Genomic DNA, 22,777 nt, shown 5'->3' with positions numbered 1-22,777 from the left:
TGTGGCTGGTGTGCGACTTAGAACAGTACGCGGCAACGAATAGTGCCCTTCACGTGCTGCAGCTTCTCCAGCGCCATGTCGGAATCCTCGGCATCCACATCCATGACCACATAACCGACCTTGTCATTGGTTTGCAGAAACTGGCTGCAGATATTCATCTCGTTCTCGGCGAACAGATGGTTGATCTCGCTGAGCACGCCGGGAATGTTCTGGTGGATGTGCAGCAGGCGGTGCTTGCCTGGGTGCGACGGCAGAGCCACTTCCGGGAAGTTGACTGAGGTGATCGATGTGCCGTTATCGCTGTAGCGCACCAGCTTCTCTGCCACTTCCAGACCGATGTTGGCTTGCGCTTCCAGGGTCGAGCCACCTACGTGCGGAGTCAGGATGCAGTTGTCGAACTCGCGCAGCGGGCTGACGAACTCTTCCTTGTTGGAGCGTGGCTCGACCGGGAATACGTCAATCGCGGCGCCATTCAGGTGTTTGTCACGCAGCGCGCCCGCCAGCGCATCGATATCCACCACGGTGCCGCGGGCGGCGTTGATCAGGATGCCGCCGGGCTTCATGGCGCGGATTTCCTTCTCGCCCATCATCCATTTGGTCGCGGCGGTCTCGGGTACGTGCAGGGTGACAATGTCGGCCATGCCGAGCAGTTCGGTCAGCGAGCCGACCTGTACCGCGTTACCCAGCGGCAACTTGGTGACTACGTCATAAAACAGTACCTGCATGCCCAGGCCTTCGGCCAGCACGGACAATTGCGTACCGATCGAGCCGTAACCTACGATGCCGAGCTTCTTGCCGCGGATTTCGTAGGAGTTATCCGCGCTCTTGATCCAGCCGCCACGGTGGCAGGAGGCGTTTTTCTCGGGAATGCCGCGCAACAGCAGAATCGATTCTGCCAGTACCAGCTCCGCTACCGAGCGGGTGTTGGAATAGGGTGCGTTGAATACCGCGATACCCATCTGCATGGCAGCGTCCAGATCGACCTGGTTGGTACCGATGCAGAAGCAACCTACTGCGACCAGCTTCTGCGCGTGGCTGAAAATCTCGGCAGTCAGCTGGGTGCGCGAGCGAATGCCGATGAAATGCGCGTCGGCAATGGCTTCTTTCAGCTGTTCTTCCGGCAGCGAGCCAGTGTGATACTCGATATTGGTGTAACCGGCTGCCTTCAGGGTATCGACGGCGGTCTGGTGTACGCCCTCGAGGAGCAGAAACTTGATCTTGCTTTTGTCCAGCGAGGTTTTAATCATGGTGTCTGGTATCCGCAATGCTGATTAGGATGAGCCGGCAGGAATCTGTGACTTTATTTGTCGCAGCAAGAGTCCTGTTTCGGAAGCCGCGTATGCTAGCATAATCTCCCTTTTTGATGCCTGTCCCTGCATGAAAAGTCTTCAGGTACAGCATGAATCCTGTTTGAGAGCCGCCCATGACCCCAGATGCCGTGATTGAAACCCTCAAGACCCTGGTCGAGCCGGATAAGGTACGTACCGACCCGGAGTCACTGAATACCTGGGGCAAGGACTGGACCAAGCATTTCGAGCCAGCGCCGCTGGCTATCGTGTTTCCGAAAAATGTCGAGCAGGTGCAGGCGATAGTCCGCTTTGCCAACGAGCAGAAGCTGGCGCTGGTGCCGTCCGGTGGTCGCACCGGGCTGTCCGCCGCCGCGGTGGCGGCCAATGGCGAGATCGTCGTGTCCTTCGACTATATGAACAAGATTGTCGAGTTCAACGAGTTCGACCGTACCGTGGTTTGCCAGCCGGGCGTGATTACCGCGCAACTGCAGCAGTTTGCTGAGGAACAGGGGCTGTATTACCCGGTGGACTTTGCCTCGGCTGGCTCAAGCAATATCGGCGGCAATATTGGCACCAACGCGGGCGGCATCAAGGTCATCCGTTACGGCATGACGCGCAACTGGGTTGCCGGTATGAAGGTGGTCACCGGCACCGGTGAACTGCTGGAACTGAACAAGGACCTGATCAAGAACGCCACAGGTTATGACTTGCGGCAGTTGTTCATTGGCGCCGAGGGCACGCTGGGCTTTGTCGTCGAAGCGACCATGCGCCTGGAGCGGGCGCCGAAGAATCTGACGGCCATGGTTCTCGGCACCCCGGATTTTGATTCGATCATGCCGGTGTTGCACGCCTTCCAGGGCAAGCTGGATCTGACTGCCTTCGAATTCTTCTCGGACAAGGCCATGGCCAAAGTCATGGATCGGGGCGACGTACCGGCGCCGTTCGAGACCAGTTGCCCGTTCTATGCGCTGCTGGAGTTTGAGGCGTTGAACGAGGATATTGCCAACGAGGCGCTGGCAACCTTCGAGCATTGTGTCGAACAGGGCTGGGTGGTCGACGGCGTCATGAGTCAGAGCGATCAGCAGCTGCAGAACCTGTGGAAACTGCGCGAGTTCATCTCCGAAACCATCTCGCACTGGACGCCCTACAAGAACGATATCTCTGTCACCGTCGGCAAGGTCCCGGCCTTCCTGCACGATATTGATGCGATTGTCGGCGAGCATTACCCGGATTTTGAAATCGTCTGGTTCGGGCATATCGGCGACGGCAACCTGCACCTGAATATCCTCAAGCCCGAGACCATGGCCAAGGACGAGTTCTTTGCCAAATGCGCCACGGTGAACAAGTGGGTGTTTGAAATCGTACAGAAATACAACGGCTCGATTTCCGCCGAGCACGGTGTAGGTATGACCAAGCGCGATTACCTGACCTACAGCCGCAGTGCGGCGGAGATTGCCGTGATGAAATCGATCAAGGCGGTTTTCGACCCTAACGGCGTGATGAACCCCGGCAAGATATTCGCGTTGGAGAGTACTCACTAATGGAGCAGAGAATGTCTTACCAGCACCAGTTCTCAGACGGTTCGCTTGCAGATTTGCCAATGGGTAAGGTCGTTTGCGTAGGCCGCAATTACGCGGAACACGCCCGTGAACTGAATAACCCGGTGCCTGCTGAGCCGCTGCTGTTCCTCAAACCCTCCACTTCAGTGGTGCCCTTGAGTGAGCCGCTGGTGCTGTCGGCCACACGCGGACCGGTGCATTACGAAACGGAAATCGCGCTGCTGATCGGCCAGCCGTTAACTGGCAAGGTGGATGCCGAGCAGGCGCAGGCGGCGATAGCCGGCATCGGACTGGCGCTGGACCTGACGCTGCGCGAGCTCCAGGATCAACTCAAAGCCAAGGCGCATCCATGGGAGCGCGCCAAGGCCTTCGACGGCGCTTGCCCGCTGTCGGCATTTATCACGCCGGACAAGACCCCCGCACTGGATGCCTTGACGCTGGAATTGAAGATCAATGGTGAAATACGCCAGCAGGGCTCCAGCGCCGACATGATTACGCCGATCATTTCCTTGCTGCAGCAGATTGCAACGGTATTCACCTTGCTGCCCGGAGATGTGGTGATCACCGGTACACCTGCGGGTGTGGGCGTACTTAACGCAGGTGATCGGTTGGAGCTGGATCTCGCTGGGCAGTTACAGGTTGCGACCAGCGTAACGCATTAAACCCTTCCAGGTTTGGCATTACCCCGCTGTTTAATTGGCCTGTTTTGGAGTCTGCGCCATGAAAACCAAGCTTCTGTTCGTTTGTCTCGCTGCGCTGCTGGCCGGGGTGATGACGCTGCATGCGCTCCACTTGGATGTGCTGTTCTGGCAGAACTGGAAACTCAACCGTCAGGTCATGCCTGAGCAAGCGTTCAATCTTGGTCGCTACCGCGCGGATATTGACGGGCTGGCGGTCGACGGCATCGATGATGATCTCTCTGCGCTGACCTATAACCCGGAAAGCAATACGCTGTTCGCTGTGCTCAATGGCCGCCCGCTGCTGATAGAGCTGTCCCTGGAGGGTGAGCTGATCCGGCAGATCCTGGTCGAAGGGGTCAGCGACATGGAGGGTTTTACCCATGTCGCCGGGGATCTGTATGTGGTCGCTGAGGAGCGCACTCAGCGACTCATCCTGACGCGGCTTGCGGACGATCAGCAGACACTCGACTTGAGCGACGCTCCGAGCTTGACCATTGGCCTGGACTCGGGCGGCAACAAGGGTTTTGAGGGCTTGTCATGGGATGACGAAGGTCGCCGCCTGCTGGTGGTCAAGGAGCGCGATCCGCTGCGCTTGCTGACGGTGGAAGGTTTTGTCGACGCCCTGGCGGGGCAGCGGATGAATATTGCCATTCGCGAAACCGGCATGGCCGACTCGCCCGCGCTGTTTATGAATGATCTGTCGTCACTGACGATGCACAGCCCGACCGGGCATATGTTGTTGCTCAGTGATGAGTCGCACATGGTGGTTGAATACGATGCCAGTGGCGAGCCTGTGAGCCTGCTCGGGCTCTGGCGTGGCATGAGCGGTCTGAAGCAAACTGTGCCACAAGCTGAAGGCCTGGCGGTGGATGATGCCGGGCGGGTTTATGTGGTGAGTGAGCCTAATCTGTTCTATCGCTTTGTGCCTGCCGAGTGATGCCTGACCCGGCAGGTTGGAGCTAGCTTAGCGCTCGCGTTTCAACGTCTGCACGCCACTGGCGGTACCCAATAGCAGTATGTCCGCAGGCCGGGCGGCGAACAGGCCATTGCAGACCACACCGACGATGGCGTTGAGCTGCTCTTCGAGTTTGCGCGGGTCGTGGATCTGCATATTGTGCACATCGAGAATCACGTTACCGTTATCCGTCACACAGCCCTCGCGATACACCGGATCACCGCCTAACTTGACGATCTCGCGCGCCACGTGGCTGCGGGCCATGGGGATCACCTCGACCGGCAGCGGAAACTCCCCGAGAGTGCTCACCAGCTTGCTTTCATCGGCGATGCAGATAAAAGTATTGGCCACGGCGGCGACGATCTTTTCCCGCGTCAAGGCTGCGCCACCACCTTTGATCAGCTCCAGATGTTTGTTCGCTTCATCGGCGCCATCGACGTAGTAATCGAGCTGGTGCACGCTGTTCAGGTCGTAAACCGGTATGCCATGGCCCTTCAGCCGATCGGCGGTGGCCTGCGAGCTGGCCACGGCGCCATCGAAAAAGCCCTTGTGGCGTGCCAGTGCGTCGATAAAACAGTTGGCGGTCGAGCCAGTGCCGACACCGATGATGCTCTTGTCTTCCAGTGTGGGCAGCAATATGTCTACCGCAGCCTGGCCGACGGCCTGTTTGAGTTCATCTTGAGTCATGGACCGGTACCTTTAATGCCATTGTGTTAGTGCCACGTGAAGTCACAGATTATACGCGCCGCAGCCGCTGCACGTGTAGTCGGCAGACGGCTGATTCGCTAGACTGGCGGTTTTATCCCAAACAAATAGAAGCCCTCATGCTGGAAACCTACGTCAAGAAGATCCTCAGTTCCCGCGTTTATGACGTCGCCGTGGAAACGCCTATTCATGCCGCACCCTTTTTGTCTGAACGTCTGGACAATACCGTGTTGCTCAAACGTGAAGATCTGCAGCCGGTTTTTTCCTTCAAGATTCGCGGGGCCTATAACAAGTTGGCGCTGCTCAGTGACGAGCAGAGGGCCTGTGGTGTGGTCACCGCCTCAGCCGGGAATCATGCCCAGGGCTTGGCTTACGCGGCGCGGCACATGGGCGTGAAGGCGACCATCGTGATGCCGCGCACCACGCCGGAAATCAAGGTGCGCGCGGTGCGCGCCCGGGGCGCCAAGGTCGTCCTGCATGGGGATGCTTTTGATGAGGCACTGGCTTACTCGCAGAAACTGATCAAGGAAAAGGGGCTGGTCTATATCCATCCCTATGATGACCCGGACACCATTGCTGGCCAGGGCACCATTGCGATGGAAATCCTGCGTCAGCACCAGGGCCGGCTGGACGCGATCTTCGTACCGGTCGGTGGCGGCGGCTTGATTGCGGGGATCGCAGCCTACGTAAAATATCTGCGCCCAGACATCAAAGTGATTGGGGTCGAGCCGACCGAGTCGGCCTGCTTGAAAGCAGCCATGGATGCCGGTAGCCGGGTGGTGCTTAGCCAGGTCGGGCTGTTTGCCGATGGCGTGGCCGTGGCGCAGATTGGTGAGCATACTTTCGAGGTATGCCGGCATTACGTGGATGAGGTCATCACCGTCTCGACTGATGAAATGTGCGCGGCGATCAAGGACATCTACGACGATACGCGCTCGATCTGCGAACCAGCAGGTTGCCTGGGCGTGGCGGGCATCAAGAAGTATGTGGAGCGCGAAGGCTGCAGCGGCAAGGTGTTTATCGCAATTGACTCCGGCGCCAATGTGAACTTTGATCGTTTGCGCCACGTGGCCGAGCGTGCGGAAATCGGCGAACAGCGTGAAGCTTTGCTGGCGGTGACCATTCCGGAGCGCCCCGGCAGTTTCAAAGCCTTCTGCCAGGCTATCGGCAAGAGGGCGATTACCGAATTCAACTACCGATATCATGACGCCAGTGAGGCGCACATTTTTGTCGGTGTGCAAACGCATCCCGAGCAGGATCCGCGTAGCGAGCTGGTGGCAATGCTGGGTGAGCAGGGCTTCCCGGTGATGGACCTGACCGATAACGAGCTGGCCAAGCTGCACATTCGGCATATGGTTGGCGGGCATTGCGATCAGATCAGCGACGAGATGGTTTATCGCTTCGAGTTCCCGGAGCGGCCTGGCGCCTTGTTCAACTTCCTTAACAAGCTGGGTGGGCGCTGGAATATTTCCATGTTCCATTACCGCAACCATGGCGCGGCTTACGGCCGAGTAGTAGTGGGTCTGCAGGTGCCGCTGGCGGAGCGCGACAAGGTGCCGCTGGCGCTGGATGAAATAGGCTATCAATACTGGGACGAGACCCATAATCCGGCTTATCAGCTGTATCTTGGCTGATCAGCCCGGATCGTCCGCCCCGTACAGGAAGGTCTGATTACGGCCAGCCGCCTTGGCTTGATACAGCGCCTTGTCAGCCAGGCTTATCAGGCTTTCCGGGTGTTCCCCTTCAACCGCTGGCAGGCTGGCGGCGCCGATGCTCACGGTCAGCCAGCTCTGCCGACTGGAAGGATGGGCGATCTGCAGTTCCTTGACCGCTGCATGCAGGTGGCGTGCGACCTCAGCGCATTGGCTGATATCGGCGCCCGGCAGAATCACAGCAAATTCCTCCCCACCGTAACGGCAAACCGCTTCGCCTTCACGTAGCAGGTTTTCGCTCATGGCCTTCGCCAGTTGCTTGAGTGCATCATCGCCCGCTTGATGACCCAGGCTGTCGTTGAACGCCTTGAAGTGGTCAACATCCAGCATCAGTAGCCCTAGGGGGCCGGATTGCCTGCGGGCTCTGCGCCACTCCCTATCGAGTGCTTCGTCAAAGTAGCGGCGGTTGTACAGTCCGGTCAGCCCATCCTGCTGCGACAGCTGCTGCAGGCGCGCAGCAACTTCCAGCTGCTCACTATTATTGCGGCCCACACAGATCAGATAGGCGCGTCCATAGCGATTCAGGTGCTGAACACTGATTTCCAGAGGGATGGTTTTGCCTTGCCGGGTGGTCACGTGTTGCTGATAAATCGAGTTTCCGCCGCGCTCTGCCAGCTCGCGCAGTTCCAGAGACCAGCGCAGGGCGTCCGGCATGATATCCGCGGGGGCAATGGCGATGATCTGGCGCAGCTCTTCTTCGGTGTAGCCCAGACTTATCCAGCAGGTACGGTTGAGATAGACCAGTTCCTGCGGATTCATGCCAATGATGAACAGCGCATCATGACTGTAGTTGGTCATGTCCAGCAGCAGCTTATATTGGGCCTGGTTCTGGTGCAGGCTCTCCTCGACACTTTGCCTGCGCACGATTTCCTGTTGCAGTTGGTGATTGCTGGCACTCAGGGCCTGGAGTCGCTGCGCGCTCAGCAGCGCCAGCCATAGCGCATAGCACAGCGAGACGCAGGCCAGCAGCCCGCTGATCAGAATCAGCAGCGGCAAGTGGGTGGTGCTACTGGCCATCAGGCTGGCAGTGGGCATCGCGGTGATGTGAAAGCCGGAGTTGCGGCCCAGTAATACCGGGCTACTGACACTCCAGCTTTTTTGCAGAGTATCTTCTGTTCGGTGACTGAACAGCAGTTGCTCCTCGTCGCGAAAATCTATACTCAACTGGTAGTTGCGCTCTTCGCGCAGCAGGTCGGCAAGCAGGACTTCGACGCGGAAAACGCCAATGAGAAAGCCATCGAAGCTGGCTGGCTCATTGGTTGTGCGATATAGCGGTACGAAATAGGCTAGCCCGTGGCCACCCTGAAGCAACGTGAAGCTATTGCTCAGCAGCGGAGTTTGGGTGTTTTGTGCCTGCTTGAGTACCGAGTAGTTTGAATGAGCGGGGGTATACACGAAGTCCACCGCTTCTTCATTGCCGGCCAGCGGTTCAATCCACTGTAGCCGATATTGACTGTCCAGCCATTCGATTGCCTGGAAGTTATTGAATCCTGTCAGCAGGGCACGGACATCTTGCTCCCAGAAATGCCGATTGTCGTGATGCAGTGGCCAGCGGTCGCCAAGCCTTTGCAGTGCCTGTGCCTGCATTTCGAAGCGGATTTGCAGCTGTTCGGCTATCGCGTCGGTTTCAAGCTGCAGACGAGCCTTGGATTGCTCCTGCTCCGCATTCAGCATGGCCTGCCATCCGCTCAGAATGCCGGCGATCAAGGTTACGAACAGCAGCGAGATGATCGCATGCGTAACTTGGGGATGGCGGGAAGCGCGCTGGGCGAGCATGGTTTAATCCTGAAAATCAAGCATCACTGATAGCATATCGCCTGCTCTTAAGCCAGCAAGATAGGGCGCTCCAGAGGATTTAGGTCAGTTTGCGCGGGTTCTGGCTCGATTTGACAGATGCGAACCGCTGGTCTAGAAAACATGTCCATGCAGTGACCTGCATTGCTGAGTCAAAATCGCTGGTTGATAGATGCCGGTGCATAGAATCTGGCAGACATCAGGGGCAAAGGTTCAACAACCAGACCAATTAATTCGTTCGCAGTATGCCTGCCAAGGAGGTTGAGGTGCGTCGCAAACCTGATCTGTTGTGGGTATTGATAATGGTGTTTTGCGTCGGTGTGGTCGCTACCGGCTACACCCATGGTTATCTTGAGCAATCAGAGCCGGCGCAGCTGCGCTTACCCTGAACCAGGGATGCCTGACTCAGCGCAACGAGATGAACTCCTGGTCGGTCATAATGGCGTCCAGCGGGATGTCCCAGGAAGCCACCGGCAGAACCGCAACTTTCTGGCAATCGTGGGCCAGGCCCAGCAGGCGTGGGCCGACCCAGGTGCGGCGGCGCTGGCGGTAAGCCAGTGCGCGGTCATAGAAGCCACCGCCCATGCCCAAGCGGTTACCCTGAGGGTCGAATCCTACCAACGGCATCATCACCAAATCCAGCCGCCATGCGGGGGCTTGCAGCCGCGCATTGGCCACCGGCTCCCTGATACCAAAGCGATTCTTGTGCCAGCGTTGGTCAGGAGTGAGGCGTTGAAAAGCCATTTTCGTGGACGGCCAGCGTCGCAGCACCGGCACATAGCAGATCTTGCCCAGCTGGCGGGCGTGCTTGAACAATGGCGTGGGATCGATTTCGCCGTCATTGGCCAGGTAAAAAGCAATGTGTTGGCTACGTCGGAACAGCGGATGCTGGGCCAGGCGACGAAACAGCTGGCGGCTGGCGTGACGTTGTTGGCTGGGGGGGAGCGCCCGACGGGCGGCGCGCAACTGGCTACGCAGCGCGCTTCTTGATGCTGTATTCAAGGTAGAGTCCCCGGAAATGCCGCTGTCGGGTTAGCCCTTGAACCCGAAAGTTCAAGGTGGGGGACACGGCACTGCCTCAGGCTTTCCGTCATGCGGACATGCACACTGGCAGCAACGCGTGGCCTCCTTCTACAGGAGTATCGGCTCAGGGACATCACCGACTGGCAAACACCCCAGGGACAGAAGCCACTATACAGGTTTCTCCCCGCACTTTCATGGCCGATTGGGTCTGACTGCTCAGGGCTGATGGCGTGCCAGGGCCTGATCAAGGCGGCTAACCAGGTCATTGATGTGCTTTTGCTGGCTGTCCAGCGTGCTGTCCTGCTGGCGCGTACCGGTAAGCATGTCGTGGCTGATATTCAGTGCGGCCATGACTGCGATGCGCTCGATACCAATCACTTTCCCGCTGTTGCGGATGTCGCGCATGGTGGTATCCAGATGGCGCGCAGCCTGTTCCAGATTGCTGCGCTCTTCCGGCGGGCAGCTGACGCGATATTCCTTGTCAAGGATGTGCAAAGTGACAGTCAGGGCGGTGCTCATGAATCATGCTCCAGGGATTTGAGACGCGATATCATGGCTTCGACCTTCTGACGGGCCAAATCGTTCTTTTCAATTAACTGCAATCGTTCTTCACGCCAAGCTTTTTCCTGGACATGCAGATGCTGGTTCTGTGCCTGGAGTCTATCGCACAGCTCGATCAACTGGCCCACTTTGAGGGTCAGCGTATTGATATCGGGTTCTTCCATTTGCGCCATTCTGTCATCCCGGTTTTGGCCAACTATAGTGGGGCTGTTCAAGGCGGTCAAACAACGGTTCCTGCTTGGCGTGTGTGCCAGCCTGGTGCTGGCTGGTAGACTGGACCCTGATGCTGTTGCGCAGTAGATTACACAACAATGGAAACATTTCCTGCAAAGTTATCTGCTTACCCTGCTTATGCCCCCCGAGAGGCCCCGATATTATGGCTTTGATGCCTGCCGTTTTTGACTTCGACCGCTACACGCAACTGTTCAACGATCTGGGTGCGGCGGGTTTCCCTGCCGAGATGCACGGGCACCTGGTTGGGCGGTTGTCCGCTGGTGCACGTTACGACCATGGGACCTGGTTGAATGTCGCCAGTGAGTTGCTGGACGCCCGCGGCACTGTGCCCGAAGCTGGCAAGGTGCAACTGATTCAGCTGTATGACGCCAGCCTGGCAGAGTTGTCCGGCGGCGGCTTCGATGTAACCTTGCTGTTGCCGGACGACAGCGCCACGGTAGATCACCGCACTCAGGCGTTGGGCCAATGGTGCGAAGGCTTTCTTGGCGGTTTCGGATTGGTCGAGCGTGAGGGCGAGCTGAGCGAGGAGGCCGATAGCGCGCTGCATGATTTTGCCGCGATCGCTCAGGTGCAAACGGATCTGGAAGAGTCAGAGGCCAATGAGGTCGATTTCATGGAGGTCATGGAATACGTGCGCATGGCAGTGCTGATGATCTTCAGTGAATGCCAGCCCGAGGCGGACAAGCAGGCCAAGCCGCCAGCGGCGCTGCATTGATTTATCGCTGAACGTTAAGTACCGAACACTCCGGCTAATAAAAAGCCCGTCACGAGGTAAGCATGCATATATCCAGGCAAGAGTACGCGCGCCGTCGCAAGGCGCTGATGGCGCAAATGGAGCCCAACAGCATTGCCGTGTTGCCGGCTGCGCAAGTCTATGTGCGCAATCGTGATGTGGAGCACCAGTATCGCCAGGATAGCGATTTTCAGTACCTGACCGGCTTTCCCGAACCCGAAGCGGTGGCGGTGCTGATTCCCGGCCGTGAACATGGCGAATATGTACTGTTCTGTCGCGAAAAAGACAAGGAGCGCGAGCTCTGGGATGGCTACCGGGCGGGACAGGAGGGCGCGGTCAGTGAGTACGGCGCAGACGATGCGTTCCCGATCAGCGATGTCGACGATATTCTGCCGGGCCTGATCGAGGGCCGCGAGCGGGTCTACTACGCGATGGGTGCCAACCAGGATTTTGATCGGCGGCTGACCAACTGGATCAATGTGATCCGCAGCAAGGCTCGCCTCGGCGCGACACCGCCCAACGAATTTGTCGCACTGGATCACCTGCTGCATGACATGCGGCTGTACAAGAGTGCGGCGGAAATCAAGGTAATGCAGGCTGCCGCAGAGATCTCGGCGCAGGCGCATATCCGCGCGATGCAAGTGTGCCGGCCCGGCGCCTACGAGTATCAGCTGGAAGCCGAATTGCAGCACACTTTTATGCGCCATGGCAGCCGCTCGCCGGCCTATTCCTCGATTGTGGCTGCCGGGCGTAATGGCTGCATCCTGCATTACACCGAGAATACCAGCCAGATCCGCGACGGTGACCTGATCCTGATCGACGCCGGCTGTGAACTGGATTGCTACGCCAGCGACATTACCCGCACCTTTCCCGCCAACGGTCGATTTAGCACTGAGCAGCGGGCGATCTACGACATAGTACTGGCTGCCCAGCACGCAGCATTCGAAGTGATCGCTCCCGGTCGCCACTGGAATGAATCGCATGAAGCTACTGTGCGGGTCATTACTGCAGGCTTGCTGGAGTTGGGCCTGCTCAAGGGCGATCTGGAAGAGCTGATTGCCAACGAAACCTACAAGCGTTTCTACATGCACCGCGCTGGTCACTGGTTGGGCATGGATGTACATGATGTCGGTGATTACCGGGTCGGCGGCGAATGGCGCGAGTTGGAGGCGGGTATGGTCATGACTGTGGAACCGGGTATCTATATTGCTCCGGACGACGACAGCGTGCCGCGAAAATGGCGCGGCATTGGTGTGCGTATCGAAGACGATGTGGTTGTGACCAAGTCCGGCTGCGAGATTCTCAGCGGCAGCGTTCCCAAGGATCCGGATGAAATTGAAGCGCTGATGGCTGAAGCCCGTCAGGATGCCGGAGTGCCTGCGTGAGCAGCCAGCTGAGTATTGTCGGCGGCGGCATGGTCGGCGCTTGCCTGGCGCTCGCCTTGCAAGCTTTCGCCAAACAGGCGGGCTGGCGAATCAGATTGGTGGAAGCGCATCCGCCTGGCGAGGGTCAGCAGACCAGCTACGATGCGCGCGCCACGGCACTATCCCATGGCAGTCGTCTGCTGCTGGAGCGCCTTGGCGTGTGGGCCGAGCTGGCCAAGGGGGCCGAGCCGATTCGGCGGATTCACGTGTCCGATCGTGGTCACCCTGGCGTCACCCGGCTGGAGGCACAACAGGAAGGCGTGCCCGCGCTGGGTTATGTGGTGGAAAACGCGTTGCTGGGCAAGGTGTTGCTCGGTGCGCTGGATCATGACGTAGTGGAGTGGCTGGCGCCGGCGCGGGTCTCCCGGGTGCAGCCGCAGGTGGGTGGTTACACGCTCGATGTCGAGCATAACGGCGTTACGCAGCAGCTGGGTACCGACTTGCTGGTCCTGGCTGACGGCGGGCGTTCCGGCTTGCTCGAACAGCTTGGCGTGCATCGCGAGGTTAAACCCTACGGTCAGATGGCCATTATTGCCAATGTCAGTTCTTCCGAGGGGCACGATTCGGTCGCTTATGAACGCTTCACCCAGTCGGGCCCGCTAGCCCTGCTGCCGCTGTCGGGCAAACGCTGTGCATTGGTTTGGACTTTGCCGCAGGAAGAGGCTGCAGGCGTCGCGTCTCTTCCTGATCAAGCCTTTTTGGCGCGCCTGCAGGAAGCCTTTGGCTACCGTATGGGGGCGCTGACCCAGGTCGGTAGTCGCGCATGCTACCCATTGCAACTGATAGAAGCGCAGGAGCAGGTACGTCCGCATCTGGTGGTGCTGGGTAACGCGGCGCACAGCCTGCACCCGATTGCCGGACAGGGTTTTAACCTGTCGTTGCGCGATACCCTGGCACTGGCTGATACCTTGATCGCCGCAGGCCGCCAGCAGCGTTTGCCTGGTGAGTTGGCGACGTTGCAGCAGTATCTGCAGCGCCAGCAGCAAGACCAGCGTCAGACGGTCGCTTTCAGTGATTATCTGACCCGGCTGTTCAGTAATTCGCAGCCATTACTGACCATGGGGCGCAATCTCGGCTTGTTGGGTCTGGATATGCTCCCACCGGCGCGGCGCCTTTTTGCCCGGCGGGCTATGGGCTTGAAAGCCTGATTAGGCATCTTGAGGAGAAGGTCTTGGCCCAGCAATATGATCTGATAATCGTCGGCGCGGGTATGGTCGGCGCGACACTGGCCGCAGCCCTCGCCGAGACGTCGTTGCGTATTGCGGTGCTGGACGCGGTGGCGCTCGACCAGCCATTGAGCGGCCAGCCAACAGCCTCTGGCTACGATCCGCGAGTCAGCGCGCTCAGCGCCGCCTCCGAGCGTATTTTTACTCAGTTAGGCGTGTGGCCCCTCATCCCTGCCGAGGCGCGCTGTGCGTATCGCCATATGCACGTGTGGGATGCGGAGGGTACTGGGGAAATTCACTTTGACGCCCACAGTCTGGACGAGCCACGCCTGGGGCATATCGTCGAGAATCATCGCATTCAACAGGCCTTGCTGGATACATTGCGCGCTTCCCGGGTCACCCTGTTGGGCGGCCGGCAAGTCGAGGCTCTGGTCCGCGAAGAGGATGGCTGGAGACTGGGTCTGGTGGGCGGCGAACGTTTGTATGCGCCACTGATCGTTGCCGCAGATGGGGGCAAATCGAAGCTGCGTGAACTGGCGGGTTTCGCCATGCGGGAGTGGGATTATCTGCATAGCGCGGTCGTGACCACGGTGCAGGTCAGCCAGCCGCATCAGGACACTGCCTGGCAGCGTTTTCTGCCCAGTGGGCCGCTGGCTTTTCTGCCACTCCCGGACGTGGAGGGTCGGCATTACTGTTCAATTGTCTGGTCGCTGGTGCCGGATCAGGCTCAGCGGGTGATGGCGCTGACCGATGACGCCTTTGCCGCTGAAATTGCCGAAGCCATTGAGCAGAGGATGGGCCAGGTGTTGGCGGTGGATCCCAGGCACTGCATTGCGCTGCGCCAGCGCCACGCAAAAGACTACGTGATGGACGGTCTGGTGTTGGTCGGCGATGCGGCACACAGCATCCACCCGCTGGCAGGGCAGGGTGTCAATCTGGGGTTGCTCGATGCGGCTGAATTGACCGATGTATTGAAGGCAGCGCTGGGGCGCGGCGAAAGGCTTTCCGATCTGGCGGTATTGCAGCGCTACGAGCGCCGGCGCATGGGCGCCAACCTGGGCGTGATGGCAGCAATGGAAGGCTTTGAGCGGCTGTTTGATGCCAATGCGCTGTCTTTGCGCTGGCTTCGCAACGCGGGTATGCAATGGCTGAATCAGCAGGGCACGCTGAAATCCATGATTATTCGGCGCGCGATGGGATTGACCGGCCGCTTGCCCCCGTTGGCTCGGCACGCGGAGGAAGATGCCCACACAGAGTAACGGTTGATAAACTAAATCTGAATCATTACCATCTTGTCTCGATTTTCATAATCTGAGGCGTGTCCATGTCCTTTATCCGTTCTGTTGCTGCCGTAAGTCTGGCGCTGACTGCTTTCACTGGCGTCGCCCAGGCCAAGGAACTGGTGGTGTACTCATCCCGCCAGGAACATCTGATCAAGCCGGTATTCGAGCTCTACACCGAGCAGACTGGCGTCAAGATCAACTACATAACTGACAGCGAAGCGCCTTTGATGGCCCGTCTGCGCGCTGAAGGAGTCAATACTCCCGCTGATATGTTCATCACCGTGGATGCGGGTAACTTGTGGCAAGCCGAGCAAATGGGGCTGTTCCGCGCGGTCAAGTCGGATGTCATCGAGGGCAATATCCCTAGCCAGTACCGGGCAGAAAGTGGTCAGTGGACCGGTCTGTCATTGCGCGCCCGCACCATCGTCTACTCTACCGAACGGGTTGATCCTGCCGACTTGAGCACCTATGAAGCCCTGGCGGATGACGATTGGAAAGGCCGCTTGTGCCTGCGTACCTCGAAGAAAGTCTATAACCAGTCACTGGTCGCCACCATGATCGAAACTCTGGGCGAAGAGCGCACGACAGAGGTGGTCAAGGGTTGGGTAGGCAACCTCGAGACCCCGGTATTCTCCAACGACACGTCCTTGATGGAAGCGATCGATGCCGGTCAGTGTGATGTGGGTATTGTTAATACTTACTATTTCGGCCGTCTGCACAAAGACAATCCGGACGTGAAAGTGGCGTTGTTCTGGCCGAACCAGGATGACCGCGGCGTACACGTGAATATCTCGGGTGCCGGCGTGACCAAGCACACCAAGCAGCCGGAAGAGGCGATCAAGTTCCTGGAGTGGATGACCACCCCGGAAGCGCAGCGCATCTTCGCCGACGTGAACCAGGAGTTCCCGGCTAATGAGTCGGTCAAACCCTCTGATGAAGTGGCGGCCTGGGGCGACTTCAAGAAGGACACCATCAACGTTGAAGTGGCCGGCCGCCGTCAGCCCGAAGCGGTTATGCTGATGGATCGCGAGCGCTGGGACTGATTCGCTCGGAACTCATGGCCGGCCGACTTTCGCCGGCCATGAGTCACAACTGGTTTTTCTCGATATACTGCGCGCCCGGTCCTGAACCGGGCGTGTCCGTTTCCGATTATCGACTTTCAAACCAACAGGAGCGGTTGTGCCCAGACGCCTGATATCCACTATGCCCCGCTGGCGCTGGGTTGCTTATCTTTCTGCTGCGTTGGTCATCATGCCTTTGCTGGTGCTGCTGTTCAGTTGGCAGGCAGTGGATGGTGAAATATGGTCTCACCTGCTGCAAACCCAGTTATTTCGTCTGATCGGTAATACGCTGACCCTGGTCGTCGGCGTGATCATCGGTGTGTTGATCCTGGGTGTCAGCCTGGCCTGGCTAATCAGCCTGTGCGAATTCCCCGGGCGGCGCTGGCTGGATTGGGCGCTGATGCTGCCCTTTGCCATCCCTGCCTACGTGCTGGCCTTTGTGATGATCGGTGTGCTGGACTTTGCTGGCCCTGTGCAGACCTTTCTGCGGGGATGGTTAGGCAGCGATTTCCGCATGTTTTCAATACGTTCCACCGGTGGCGTGATTACCGTTCTGGTACTGGTGTTTTACCCTTACGTCTATCTGCTGGCGCGCAGCGCCTTTATGGCGCAGGGCAAGGGTTTGATGGAAGCCTCACGCATCCTCGGCCAAACACCCTGGCAGGGCTTCTGGCGAGTTGCGCTGCCTATGGCTCGACCGGCGATTGGCGCTGGTACCGCTCTTGCGGTGATGGAAACGCTGGCGGACTTCGGCGCGGTATCAGCCTTTAACTACGACACCTTCACCACGGCTATCTACAAGACCTGGTACGGATTCTTCAGCCTGCAAACAGCCACTCAACTGGCCAGCGTCCTGCTGCTGTTCGTGTTCATGGCGTTGTTCGCTGAACGCCGCGCACAAGGCAGCAAGCGCTTTCCCGGCATTGATCGGCCGCGCCAGGGCGCCATCTACCGTCTGCGCGGCATCAAGGCGGCGCTAGCAACGGGCTTTTGTCTGCTGATACTGTCGATCGCTTTTATTATCCCTGTTATTCAACTGACCTATTGGCTGCTGCGCAGCGGTTTGAACGATCTGGATGAGCGCTACTGGTCCTTGATCCAGAACACTCTGCTGTTGGGCGCCATGGCCGCGTTGATGACGGTAACGCTGGGCATTCTGCTGGTCCTGGCTCGACGCTTTCAACCCGTACGCAGGGTGCGCAGCGCCGTGGCCGTTGCCAACCTGGGTTATGCGTTGCCGGGGTCGGTGTTGGCGGTGGCGATCATGTTTGCGTTCAGCATCGCCGACAATCACTTGCTGATTCCCCTTCGCGGCTGGTTGGGTGAAGAGCAACCGGCGCCGCTGTTGCTGGGCAGCCTGTTTGCCCTGCTCTTGGCCTACCTTATCCGTTTTATGGCGGTGGCCTTCGGTCCGTTGGACACCTCACTGGCGCGCATCCGCCCGTCGCTGCCGGAAGCGGCGCAAAGCCTTGGGCAGTCGGGCTGGCGTGTGTTCATCCGGATATATCTGCCGTTGCTGCTGCCAGGTATTCTTAGTGCATCGCTGCTGGTGTTCGTCGATGTTCTCAAGGAAATGCCGGCTACACTGCTGATGCGCCCCTTTGGTTGGGACACCCTGGCAGTTCGTATCCATGGTCTGACGGCTGAAGGCGACTGGGCCAGAGCCTCCTTGCCGGCGCTGACATTGGTGCTGGTAGGCTTGATTCCGGTGATTGTGTTGATCCGTCGATCAGCGCGGCGTTGAATCTGGGTCAAAAGCTGCAAAAGCGCTGCGTTTATGGCTACAATTCACATCCTAATACACTCCCTCAGCATTGAAGGACGGCCGCATGGGTTCGCGCACTCCGCTATATGATCAACATCTTGCATCCGGCGCCAAAATGGTCGATTTCGGCGGCTGGGATATGCCCCTGCACTACGGCTCGCAAATGGAAGAGCATCATCAGGTACGCCGTGATGTAGGTATGTTCGACGTCTCGCACATGACCGTAGTAGATGTGACCGGCAGCGAAGCCAAGGACTTTCTACAGTACCTGCTGGCTAATGACGTGGCCCGGCTGACCACGGCTGGCAAGGCGCTATACAGCGGCATGCTCAACGAGCAGGGCGGCGTTATTGACGATCTGATTGTGTACCTGGCCGACAATGGCTATCGCGTGGTGGTCAACGCGGCCACTCGCGAGAAAGACCTGGCCTGGATGAACAGTCAGGCTGATGGCTTTGCGGTCAAGCTTACCGAGCGTTCCGATCTGGCTATGCTGGCCATTCAGGGCCCGCGTGCGCGTGCAGTCACCGCCAGCGTGGTCAGTGATCGTCGCGCCTCGCTGATCAACGATCTGAAACCCTTCCAGGGGCTGATCGAGGATGAGTGGTTTATTGGCCGTACCGGTTATACCGGTGAGGACGGTCTGGAAATCATCCTGCCAGCCGATCAGGCCCCCGAATTCTGGAACGCACTACTGGCTGCTGGCTGCAAGCCCTGTGGCCTGGGTGCGCGTGACACTTTGCGCCTGGAAGCCGGCATGAACCTCTACGGCTCCGATATGGATGAGACCATTTCGCCATTGGCAGCCAATATGGCCTGGACCATTGCCTGGGAGCCGGCGGAGCGCGACTTTATCGGCCGCAAGGCGCTGGAGGCTCAGCGTGAAACGGGTGATCAGCCCAAGCTGGTAGGTCTGGTGATGCGTGAGCGCGCGGTGCTGCGCGGCCATCAGAAGGTCATCGTCGAGGGCGTGGGTGAGGGCGAAATTACCAGCGGCAGTTTCTCTCCTACACTGGGTTGCTCCATCGCCCTGGCCAGAGTGCCCCGCGCCACCGGTAACAAGGCGCAAGTCGAGATTCGCGGCAAACTGATGGACGTGCGGGTGATCAAGCCCGGTTTTGTGCGCCACGGTCAGGCCGTATTCGAATAAGTTTTCCCTTTTCTGTTGAGGATCATCCCATGAGCAATATCCCTGCTGATCTGCGTTACGCCGCCAGCCACGAATGGACCCGTCAGGAAACTGATGGCACCGTTACCATCGGTATTACCGACCACGCTCAGGACTTGCTGGGTGATGTGGTCTTCGTTGAGCTGCCCGATGTCGGCCGTACCGTTAGCGCCGGTGAAGAGTGCGCTGTGGTCGAGTCGGTGAAAGCCGCCTCGGACATCTATGCCCCAGTCAGCGGTGAAGTGGTTGCGGTCAACGAAGCCCTGGCCGACGGCCCGGAGCTGGTTAACAGCGAGCCCTATGAGGGCGCCTGGTTCTTCAAGATCAAGCCGTCTGACACCAGCGAGCTGGACAAGCTGATGGATGCTGATGCCTATGGTGCGTCCATCTGATTGCCGTGATTGACGAGCGATAGGTGTGCAAACACTGATTGATTAGGGTGTGGCGCTGGCGCCGTTGAGTTCGGCCTGTTCCGGACACGCTACAAGCACATCCATGTGGGCTCGGCGGTGCCCGTCCAGGGCACCGACGGTCCGAAACAGGCCGAACTCAACGTCGCTTGTGGGTCTAGGTGTGTAATCAGTGTTTGAGCGACTCCTCTGCAAGCTGCGACGAGCTGGTCGCGTGGTGCTGCGATGGCAGACCGTCGATGGCATGGATGCCATCGATGAGCCTACAGGGATGTATTCACGGCGAGTCTGACATCGCAGTACCACGCAGACACGCAACCTCGGCAGACACGATAAACAAAGTCTTTATTCAACAGGTGCCCCCATGAGCCGTACCCCAAGCCTTACCGATCTGGAACAGACCGATGCCTTCCTGCGCCGCCACATCGGCCCGGATGCCGCTGAGCAGCAGGCCATGCTTGATACCCTCGGTGTCGAATCGCTGGATGCGTTGATCAACCAGACCGTGCCGCAAAGTATCCTGCGCAAGGACCTGTTGAACATGCAGGCACCTCGCAGCGAAGCGGAAGTGCTGGGGTACCTCAAGGGCGTGGCGAGCAAGAACGAAATTTATACCTCCTGCATCGGCATGGGTTACCACGGCACTCTGACGCCGACGGTCATCCTGCGTAACGTGCTGGAAAACCCCGGTTGGTATACCGCCTATACGCCATATCAGCCGGAGATTGCCCAGGGCCGTCTGGAGTCGCTGCTGAATTTTCAGCAGGTGACCATTGATTTGACGGGCATGGAGCTGGCCAGCGCCTCCCTGCTGGACGAAGCCACCGCCGCCGCCGAAGCCATGGCACTGGCCAAGCGTGTAGCCAAGAGCAAGAGCAACCTGTTCTTTATCGATCAGGATTGCCATCCGCAGACCATTTCCGTGGTCAAGACCCGGGCCGAAGCCTTCGGCTTTGATGTCGTTGTCGATGATGTCGCCGACCTGGGTCAGCACGAAGTATTCGGCGCGCTGTTTCAGTATCCGAATACCTGGGGCGAGATTCGTGACCTTAAACCGCTGATTGATACCGTACATGCGCAAAACGGCCTGGCTTGTGTCGCGGCTGACCTGCTTAGCCTGGTGCTGCTGACGCCGCCCGGCGAGTTGGGCGCGGATGTGGTCTTTGGTTCGGCGCAGCGCTTTGGTGTACCCATGGGCTACGGCGGGCCGCATGCGGCTTTCTTTGCCACTCGTGATGCCTACAAGCGCGCAATGCCGGGTCGCATTATCGGTGTGTCGATCGATACCCGCGGTAATCGTGCGTTGCGCATGGCGTTGCAGACGCGCGAGCAGCATATTCGCCGCGAGAAGGCTAACTCCAACATCTGTACCGCACAGGTGCTGCTGGCGAATATCGCCAGTTTCTATGCGGTGTACCACGGGCCGGAAGGCTTGAAGACCATTGCCCAGCGCATTCAGCGTCTGACCGGAATACTGGCTACCGCACTCGAAAATCGCGGTATCACCCGGCAGAATCAGTATTTCTTCGACACCCTGACCTTCAAGGTCCCGGGCAATGCATCAGAGATTGTTGAACGCGCTCGCGATGCGCGCATCAACCTGCGCCTGATCGACGCCGATCATCTGGGCGTCAGCCTTGACGAGACCAGCACCCGTAGCACCGTAGAAGCGCTGTTGGCGTGTTTTACCGGTGATCAGCAAAGCCAGGATCTGGCCGCGCTGGATGATCAGGTCGGCGCTTCCGGCCTGGGCATTCCCGACGCGCTGCGTCGTCAGTCGGCGTTCATGACGCACCCGGTGTTCAACAGCTATCACTCCGAAACCGAGATGCTGCGTTATATCAAGTCACTGGAAAACAAGGATCTGGCGCTTAACCACGCGATGATTCCGCTGGGTTCCTGCACAATGAAACTCAACGCCACTACCGAGATGATTCCGATCACCTGGCCCGAATTCGGTCAGTTGCATCCCTTTGCGCCGCTGGCGCAGGCCCAGGGTTACAAGATCATGATCGACGAGCTGGAAACCATGCTGCGCGAGATCACCGGCTTTGATGCCATCTGCATGCAGCCCAACTCGGGTGCGCAGGGCGAGTACGCCGGCCTGCTGGCGATCCGCAAATTCCACGAGGCCAATGGCGACGATCACCGTAATGTGTGTCTGATCCCGACCTCGGCTCACGGCACCAACCCGGCATCGGCCATGATGGCGAGCATGCGCGTGGTTCTGGTCAGCTGTGATGAACAGGGTAACGTGGATATCGCCGATCTACGGCAGAAAGCGGAAGACAACGCGGGTAACCTGTCGTGCCTGATGATTACCTACCCGTCCACTCACGGCGTATATGAAGAAGGCATTCGTGAGATCTGCGACATCATTCACCAGCACGGCGGCCAGGTGTATATGGATGGCGCCAACCTGAATGCCCAGGTAGCGTTGACCCGTCCGGCGGATATCGGCGCTGACGTGTCGCACATGAACCTGCACAAGACCTTCTGTATTCCGCACGGCGGTGGTGGCCCAGGCATGGGCCCGATTGGCGTCAAAGCGCACCTGGCGCCTTTTGTCGCCAATCACCCGGTAGTGCCATTGGACGGCCCGAATGAAGAAAACGGTGCGGTCAGCGCGGCGCCCTGGGGCAGTGCGAGCATTCTGCCGATCAGCTGGACCTATATCGCGCTGATGGGCGCGCAGGGGCTGCGCCAGGCGACCGAGGTCGCGATCCTCAATGCCAACTACCTGGCCAAGCGGCTGGGCGAGGCCTATCCGGTGCTGTATAGCGGCCGTAATGGCCGGGTGGCGCACGAATGCATCATCGATATCCGTCCGCTGAAAGCGGCTTCCGGGATCAGTGAGGAAGACGTGGCCAAGCGCTTGATGGACTTCGGCTTCCATGCGCCGACCATGTCCTTCCCGGTGTCCGGTACGCTGATGATCGAGCCAACCGAGAGCGAATCAAAGGCTGAGCTGGATCGTTTCGTCGATGCGATGCTCACCATTCGCAGTGAAATCAGCCGCGTGGAGAAAGGCGAGTGGAGTGCCGAGGATAATCCGCTGCGCAACGCCCCGCATACCTTGGCTGACATTACTGGGGAATGGGAGCGCAGCTATTCGCGTCAGGAAGCGGTATTCCCGCAGCCCTGGGTCGCGGCCAACAAGTTCTGGCCGAGTGTGAACCGCATCGACAACGTCTACGGCGACCGCAATCTGTTTTGCGCCTGTCCGCCGATTGAAGCCTACGAAGAGTGACGCTC

At 58.7% G+C, this 22,777-nt stretch carries 20 protein-coding genes and 1 other RNA gene; 14 read left to right on the top strand and 7 right to left on the bottom strand.

Features of this window, described 5'->3' with window-relative positions; genetic code table 11:
- Nucleotides 1-17: 17 nt before the first annotated feature.
- On the bottom strand, nucleotides 18-1,247 hold the full coding sequence (gene serA, locus DT594_RS10010; protein WP_149332526.1) for a phosphoglycerate dehydrogenase: 1,230 nt from the start codon (nucleotides 1,245-1,247) through the stop codon (nucleotides 18-20).
- A gap of 176 nt (nucleotides 1,248-1,423) precedes the next feature.
- On the opposite strand from serA, the gene DT594_RS10005 reads away from it, so the two are divergent.
- From DT594_RS10005 to DT594_RS09995, 3 genes are read left to right on the top strand one after another with little or no spacing between them, the layout of a single operon-like run.
- Entirely contained in the window at nucleotides 1,424-2,830 is a 1,407-nt protein-coding gene (locus DT594_RS10005) for an FAD-binding oxidoreductase (RefSeq protein ID WP_149332525.1), read from the top strand.
- An 11-nt stretch (nucleotides 2,831-2,841) separates the two neighbouring features.
- Nucleotides 2,842-3,510, top strand: coding sequence for a fumarylacetoacetate hydrolase family protein (locus tag DT594_RS10000; RefSeq protein ID WP_149332524.1), 669 nt, complete (start codon nucleotides 2,842-2,844; stop codon nucleotides 3,508-3,510).
- Between the two features lie 58 nt (nucleotides 3,511-3,568).
- The gene (locus DT594_RS09995; RefSeq protein ID WP_149332523.1) at nucleotides 3,569-4,465 is read left to right on the top strand and encodes an SdiA-regulated domain-containing protein; all 897 of its coding nucleotides are present in this window, start codon (nucleotides 3,569-3,571) and stop codon (nucleotides 4,463-4,465) included.
- 27 nt (nucleotides 4,466-4,492) lie between these two features.
- Here DT594_RS09995 and rpiA read toward each other — a convergent pair whose 3' ends face one another.
- Nucleotides 4,493-5,170, bottom strand: coding sequence for a ribose-5-phosphate isomerase RpiA (gene rpiA / locus DT594_RS09990; protein ID WP_149332522.1), 678 nt, complete (start codon nucleotides 5,168-5,170; stop codon nucleotides 4,493-4,495).
- 137 nt (nucleotides 5,171-5,307) lie between these two features.
- On the opposite strand from rpiA, the gene ilvA reads away from it, so the two are divergent.
- Nucleotides 5,308-6,822 carry a threonine ammonia-lyase, biosynthetic gene (gene ilvA, locus DT594_RS09985; RefSeq protein ID WP_096347076.1) on the top strand — a complete coding sequence of 505 codons (1,515 nt, stop codon included), beginning with the start codon at nucleotides 5,308-5,310 and terminating at the stop codon, nucleotides 6,820-6,822.
- Here ilvA and DT594_RS09980 read toward each other — a convergent pair whose 3' ends face one another.
- On the bottom strand, nucleotides 6,823-8,676 hold the full coding sequence (locus DT594_RS09980; protein WP_149332521.1) for a diguanylate cyclase: 1,854 nt from the start codon (nucleotides 8,674-8,676) through the stop codon (nucleotides 6,823-6,825). It lies immediately after the preceding gene.
- A gap of 284 nt (nucleotides 8,677-8,960) precedes the next feature.
- On the opposite strand from DT594_RS09980, the gene DT594_RS19145 reads away from it, so the two are divergent.
- Complete coding sequence (locus DT594_RS19145; protein WP_281290894.1) at nucleotides 8,961-9,083, top strand: hypothetical protein; 123 nt, start codon at nucleotides 8,961-8,963, stop codon at nucleotides 9,081-9,083.
- Nucleotides 9,084-9,099: 16 nt separating this feature from the next.
- Here DT594_RS19145 and DT594_RS09975 read toward each other — a convergent pair whose 3' ends face one another.
- From DT594_RS09975 to DT594_RS09960, 4 genes are all read right to left on the bottom strand, one after another.
- The gene (locus DT594_RS09975) at nucleotides 9,100-9,696 is read right to left on the bottom strand and encodes a 5-formyltetrahydrofolate cyclo-ligase (RefSeq protein WP_149332520.1); all 597 of its coding nucleotides are present in this window, start codon (nucleotides 9,694-9,696) and stop codon (nucleotides 9,100-9,102) included.
- 3 nt (nucleotides 9,697-9,699) lie between these two features.
- Nucleotides 9,700-9,879: non-coding RNA, 6S RNA (gene ssrS, locus DT594_RS09970), on the bottom strand.
- A 54-nt stretch (nucleotides 9,880-9,933) separates the two neighbouring features.
- A complete protein-coding gene (locus tag DT594_RS09965; protein ID WP_096347078.1) occupies nucleotides 9,934-10,236 on the bottom strand; it encodes a cell division protein ZapA in 303 nt (100 codons plus the stop codon).
- Complete coding sequence (locus DT594_RS09960) at nucleotides 10,233-10,442, bottom strand: TIGR02449 family protein (protein ID WP_096347148.1); 210 nt, start codon at nucleotides 10,440-10,442, stop codon at nucleotides 10,233-10,235. The genes DT594_RS09965 and DT594_RS09960 overlap by 4 nt, the downstream gene beginning before the upstream one ends.
- A 212-nt stretch (nucleotides 10,443-10,654) precedes the next feature.
- Between DT594_RS09960 and DT594_RS09955 the strand changes: the two genes are divergently transcribed.
- From DT594_RS09955 to gcvP, 9 genes are all read left to right on the top strand, one after another.
- Entirely contained in the window at nucleotides 10,655-11,227 is a 573-nt protein-coding gene (locus DT594_RS09955) for a UPF0149 family protein (RefSeq protein WP_246164604.1), read from the top strand.
- A 62-nt stretch (nucleotides 11,228-11,289) separates the two neighbouring features.
- A complete protein-coding gene (gene pepP, locus DT594_RS09950; RefSeq protein WP_149332519.1) occupies nucleotides 11,290-12,630 on the top strand; it encodes a Xaa-Pro aminopeptidase in 1,341 nt (446 codons plus the stop codon).
- Nucleotides 12,627-13,817 (top strand): 2-octaprenyl-6-methoxyphenyl hydroxylase, encoded by a 1,191-nt coding sequence (gene ubiH, locus DT594_RS09945; RefSeq protein WP_281290893.1) that lies wholly within the window; start codon nucleotides 12,627-12,629, stop codon nucleotides 13,815-13,817. Before pepP ends, ubiH begins: the two co-directional genes overlap by 4 nt.
- A 23-nt stretch (nucleotides 13,818-13,840) precedes the next feature.
- Nucleotides 13,841-15,094, top strand: coding sequence for an FAD-dependent monooxygenase (locus DT594_RS09940; protein ID WP_149332518.1), 1,254 nt, complete (start codon nucleotides 13,841-13,843; stop codon nucleotides 15,092-15,094).
- A 65-nt stretch (nucleotides 15,095-15,159) separates the two neighbouring features.
- A complete protein-coding gene (locus tag DT594_RS09935; protein ID WP_149332517.1) occupies nucleotides 15,160-16,161 on the top strand; it encodes an extracellular solute-binding protein in 1,002 nt (333 codons plus the stop codon).
- Between the two features lie 160 nt (nucleotides 16,162-16,321).
- A complete protein-coding gene (locus DT594_RS09930; protein WP_149332675.1) occupies nucleotides 16,322-17,923 on the top strand; it encodes an ABC transporter permease in 1,602 nt (533 codons plus the stop codon).
- A gap of 85 nt (nucleotides 17,924-18,008) precedes the next feature.
- Nucleotides 18,009-19,094 carry a glycine cleavage system aminomethyltransferase GcvT gene (gene gcvT, locus DT594_RS09925; protein WP_149332516.1) on the top strand — a complete coding sequence of 362 codons (1,086 nt, stop codon included), beginning with the start codon at nucleotides 18,009-18,011 and terminating at the stop codon, nucleotides 19,092-19,094.
- 29 nt (nucleotides 19,095-19,123) lie between these two features.
- Entirely contained in the window at nucleotides 19,124-19,504 is a 381-nt protein-coding gene (gene gcvH, locus DT594_RS09920) for a glycine cleavage system protein GcvH (protein ID WP_149332515.1), read from the top strand.
- 382 nt (nucleotides 19,505-19,886) lie between these two features.
- Nucleotides 19,887-22,772: an aminomethyl-transferring glycine dehydrogenase gene (gcvP, locus tag DT594_RS09915; protein WP_149332514.1), complete on the top strand. Its 2,886-nt coding sequence runs from the start codon at nucleotides 19,887-19,889 to the stop codon at nucleotides 22,770-22,772.
- The last annotated feature ends 5 nt before the right edge of the window (nucleotides 22,773-22,777 follow it).

The sequence above is a fragment of the Halopseudomonas laoshanensis genome (assembly GCF_008365385.1).
Lineage (GTDB): Bacteria > Pseudomonadota > Gammaproteobacteria > Pseudomonadales > Pseudomonadaceae > Halopseudomonas > Halopseudomonas laoshanensis.
This window is presented reverse-complemented; position numbering and strand designations above follow the sequence as displayed.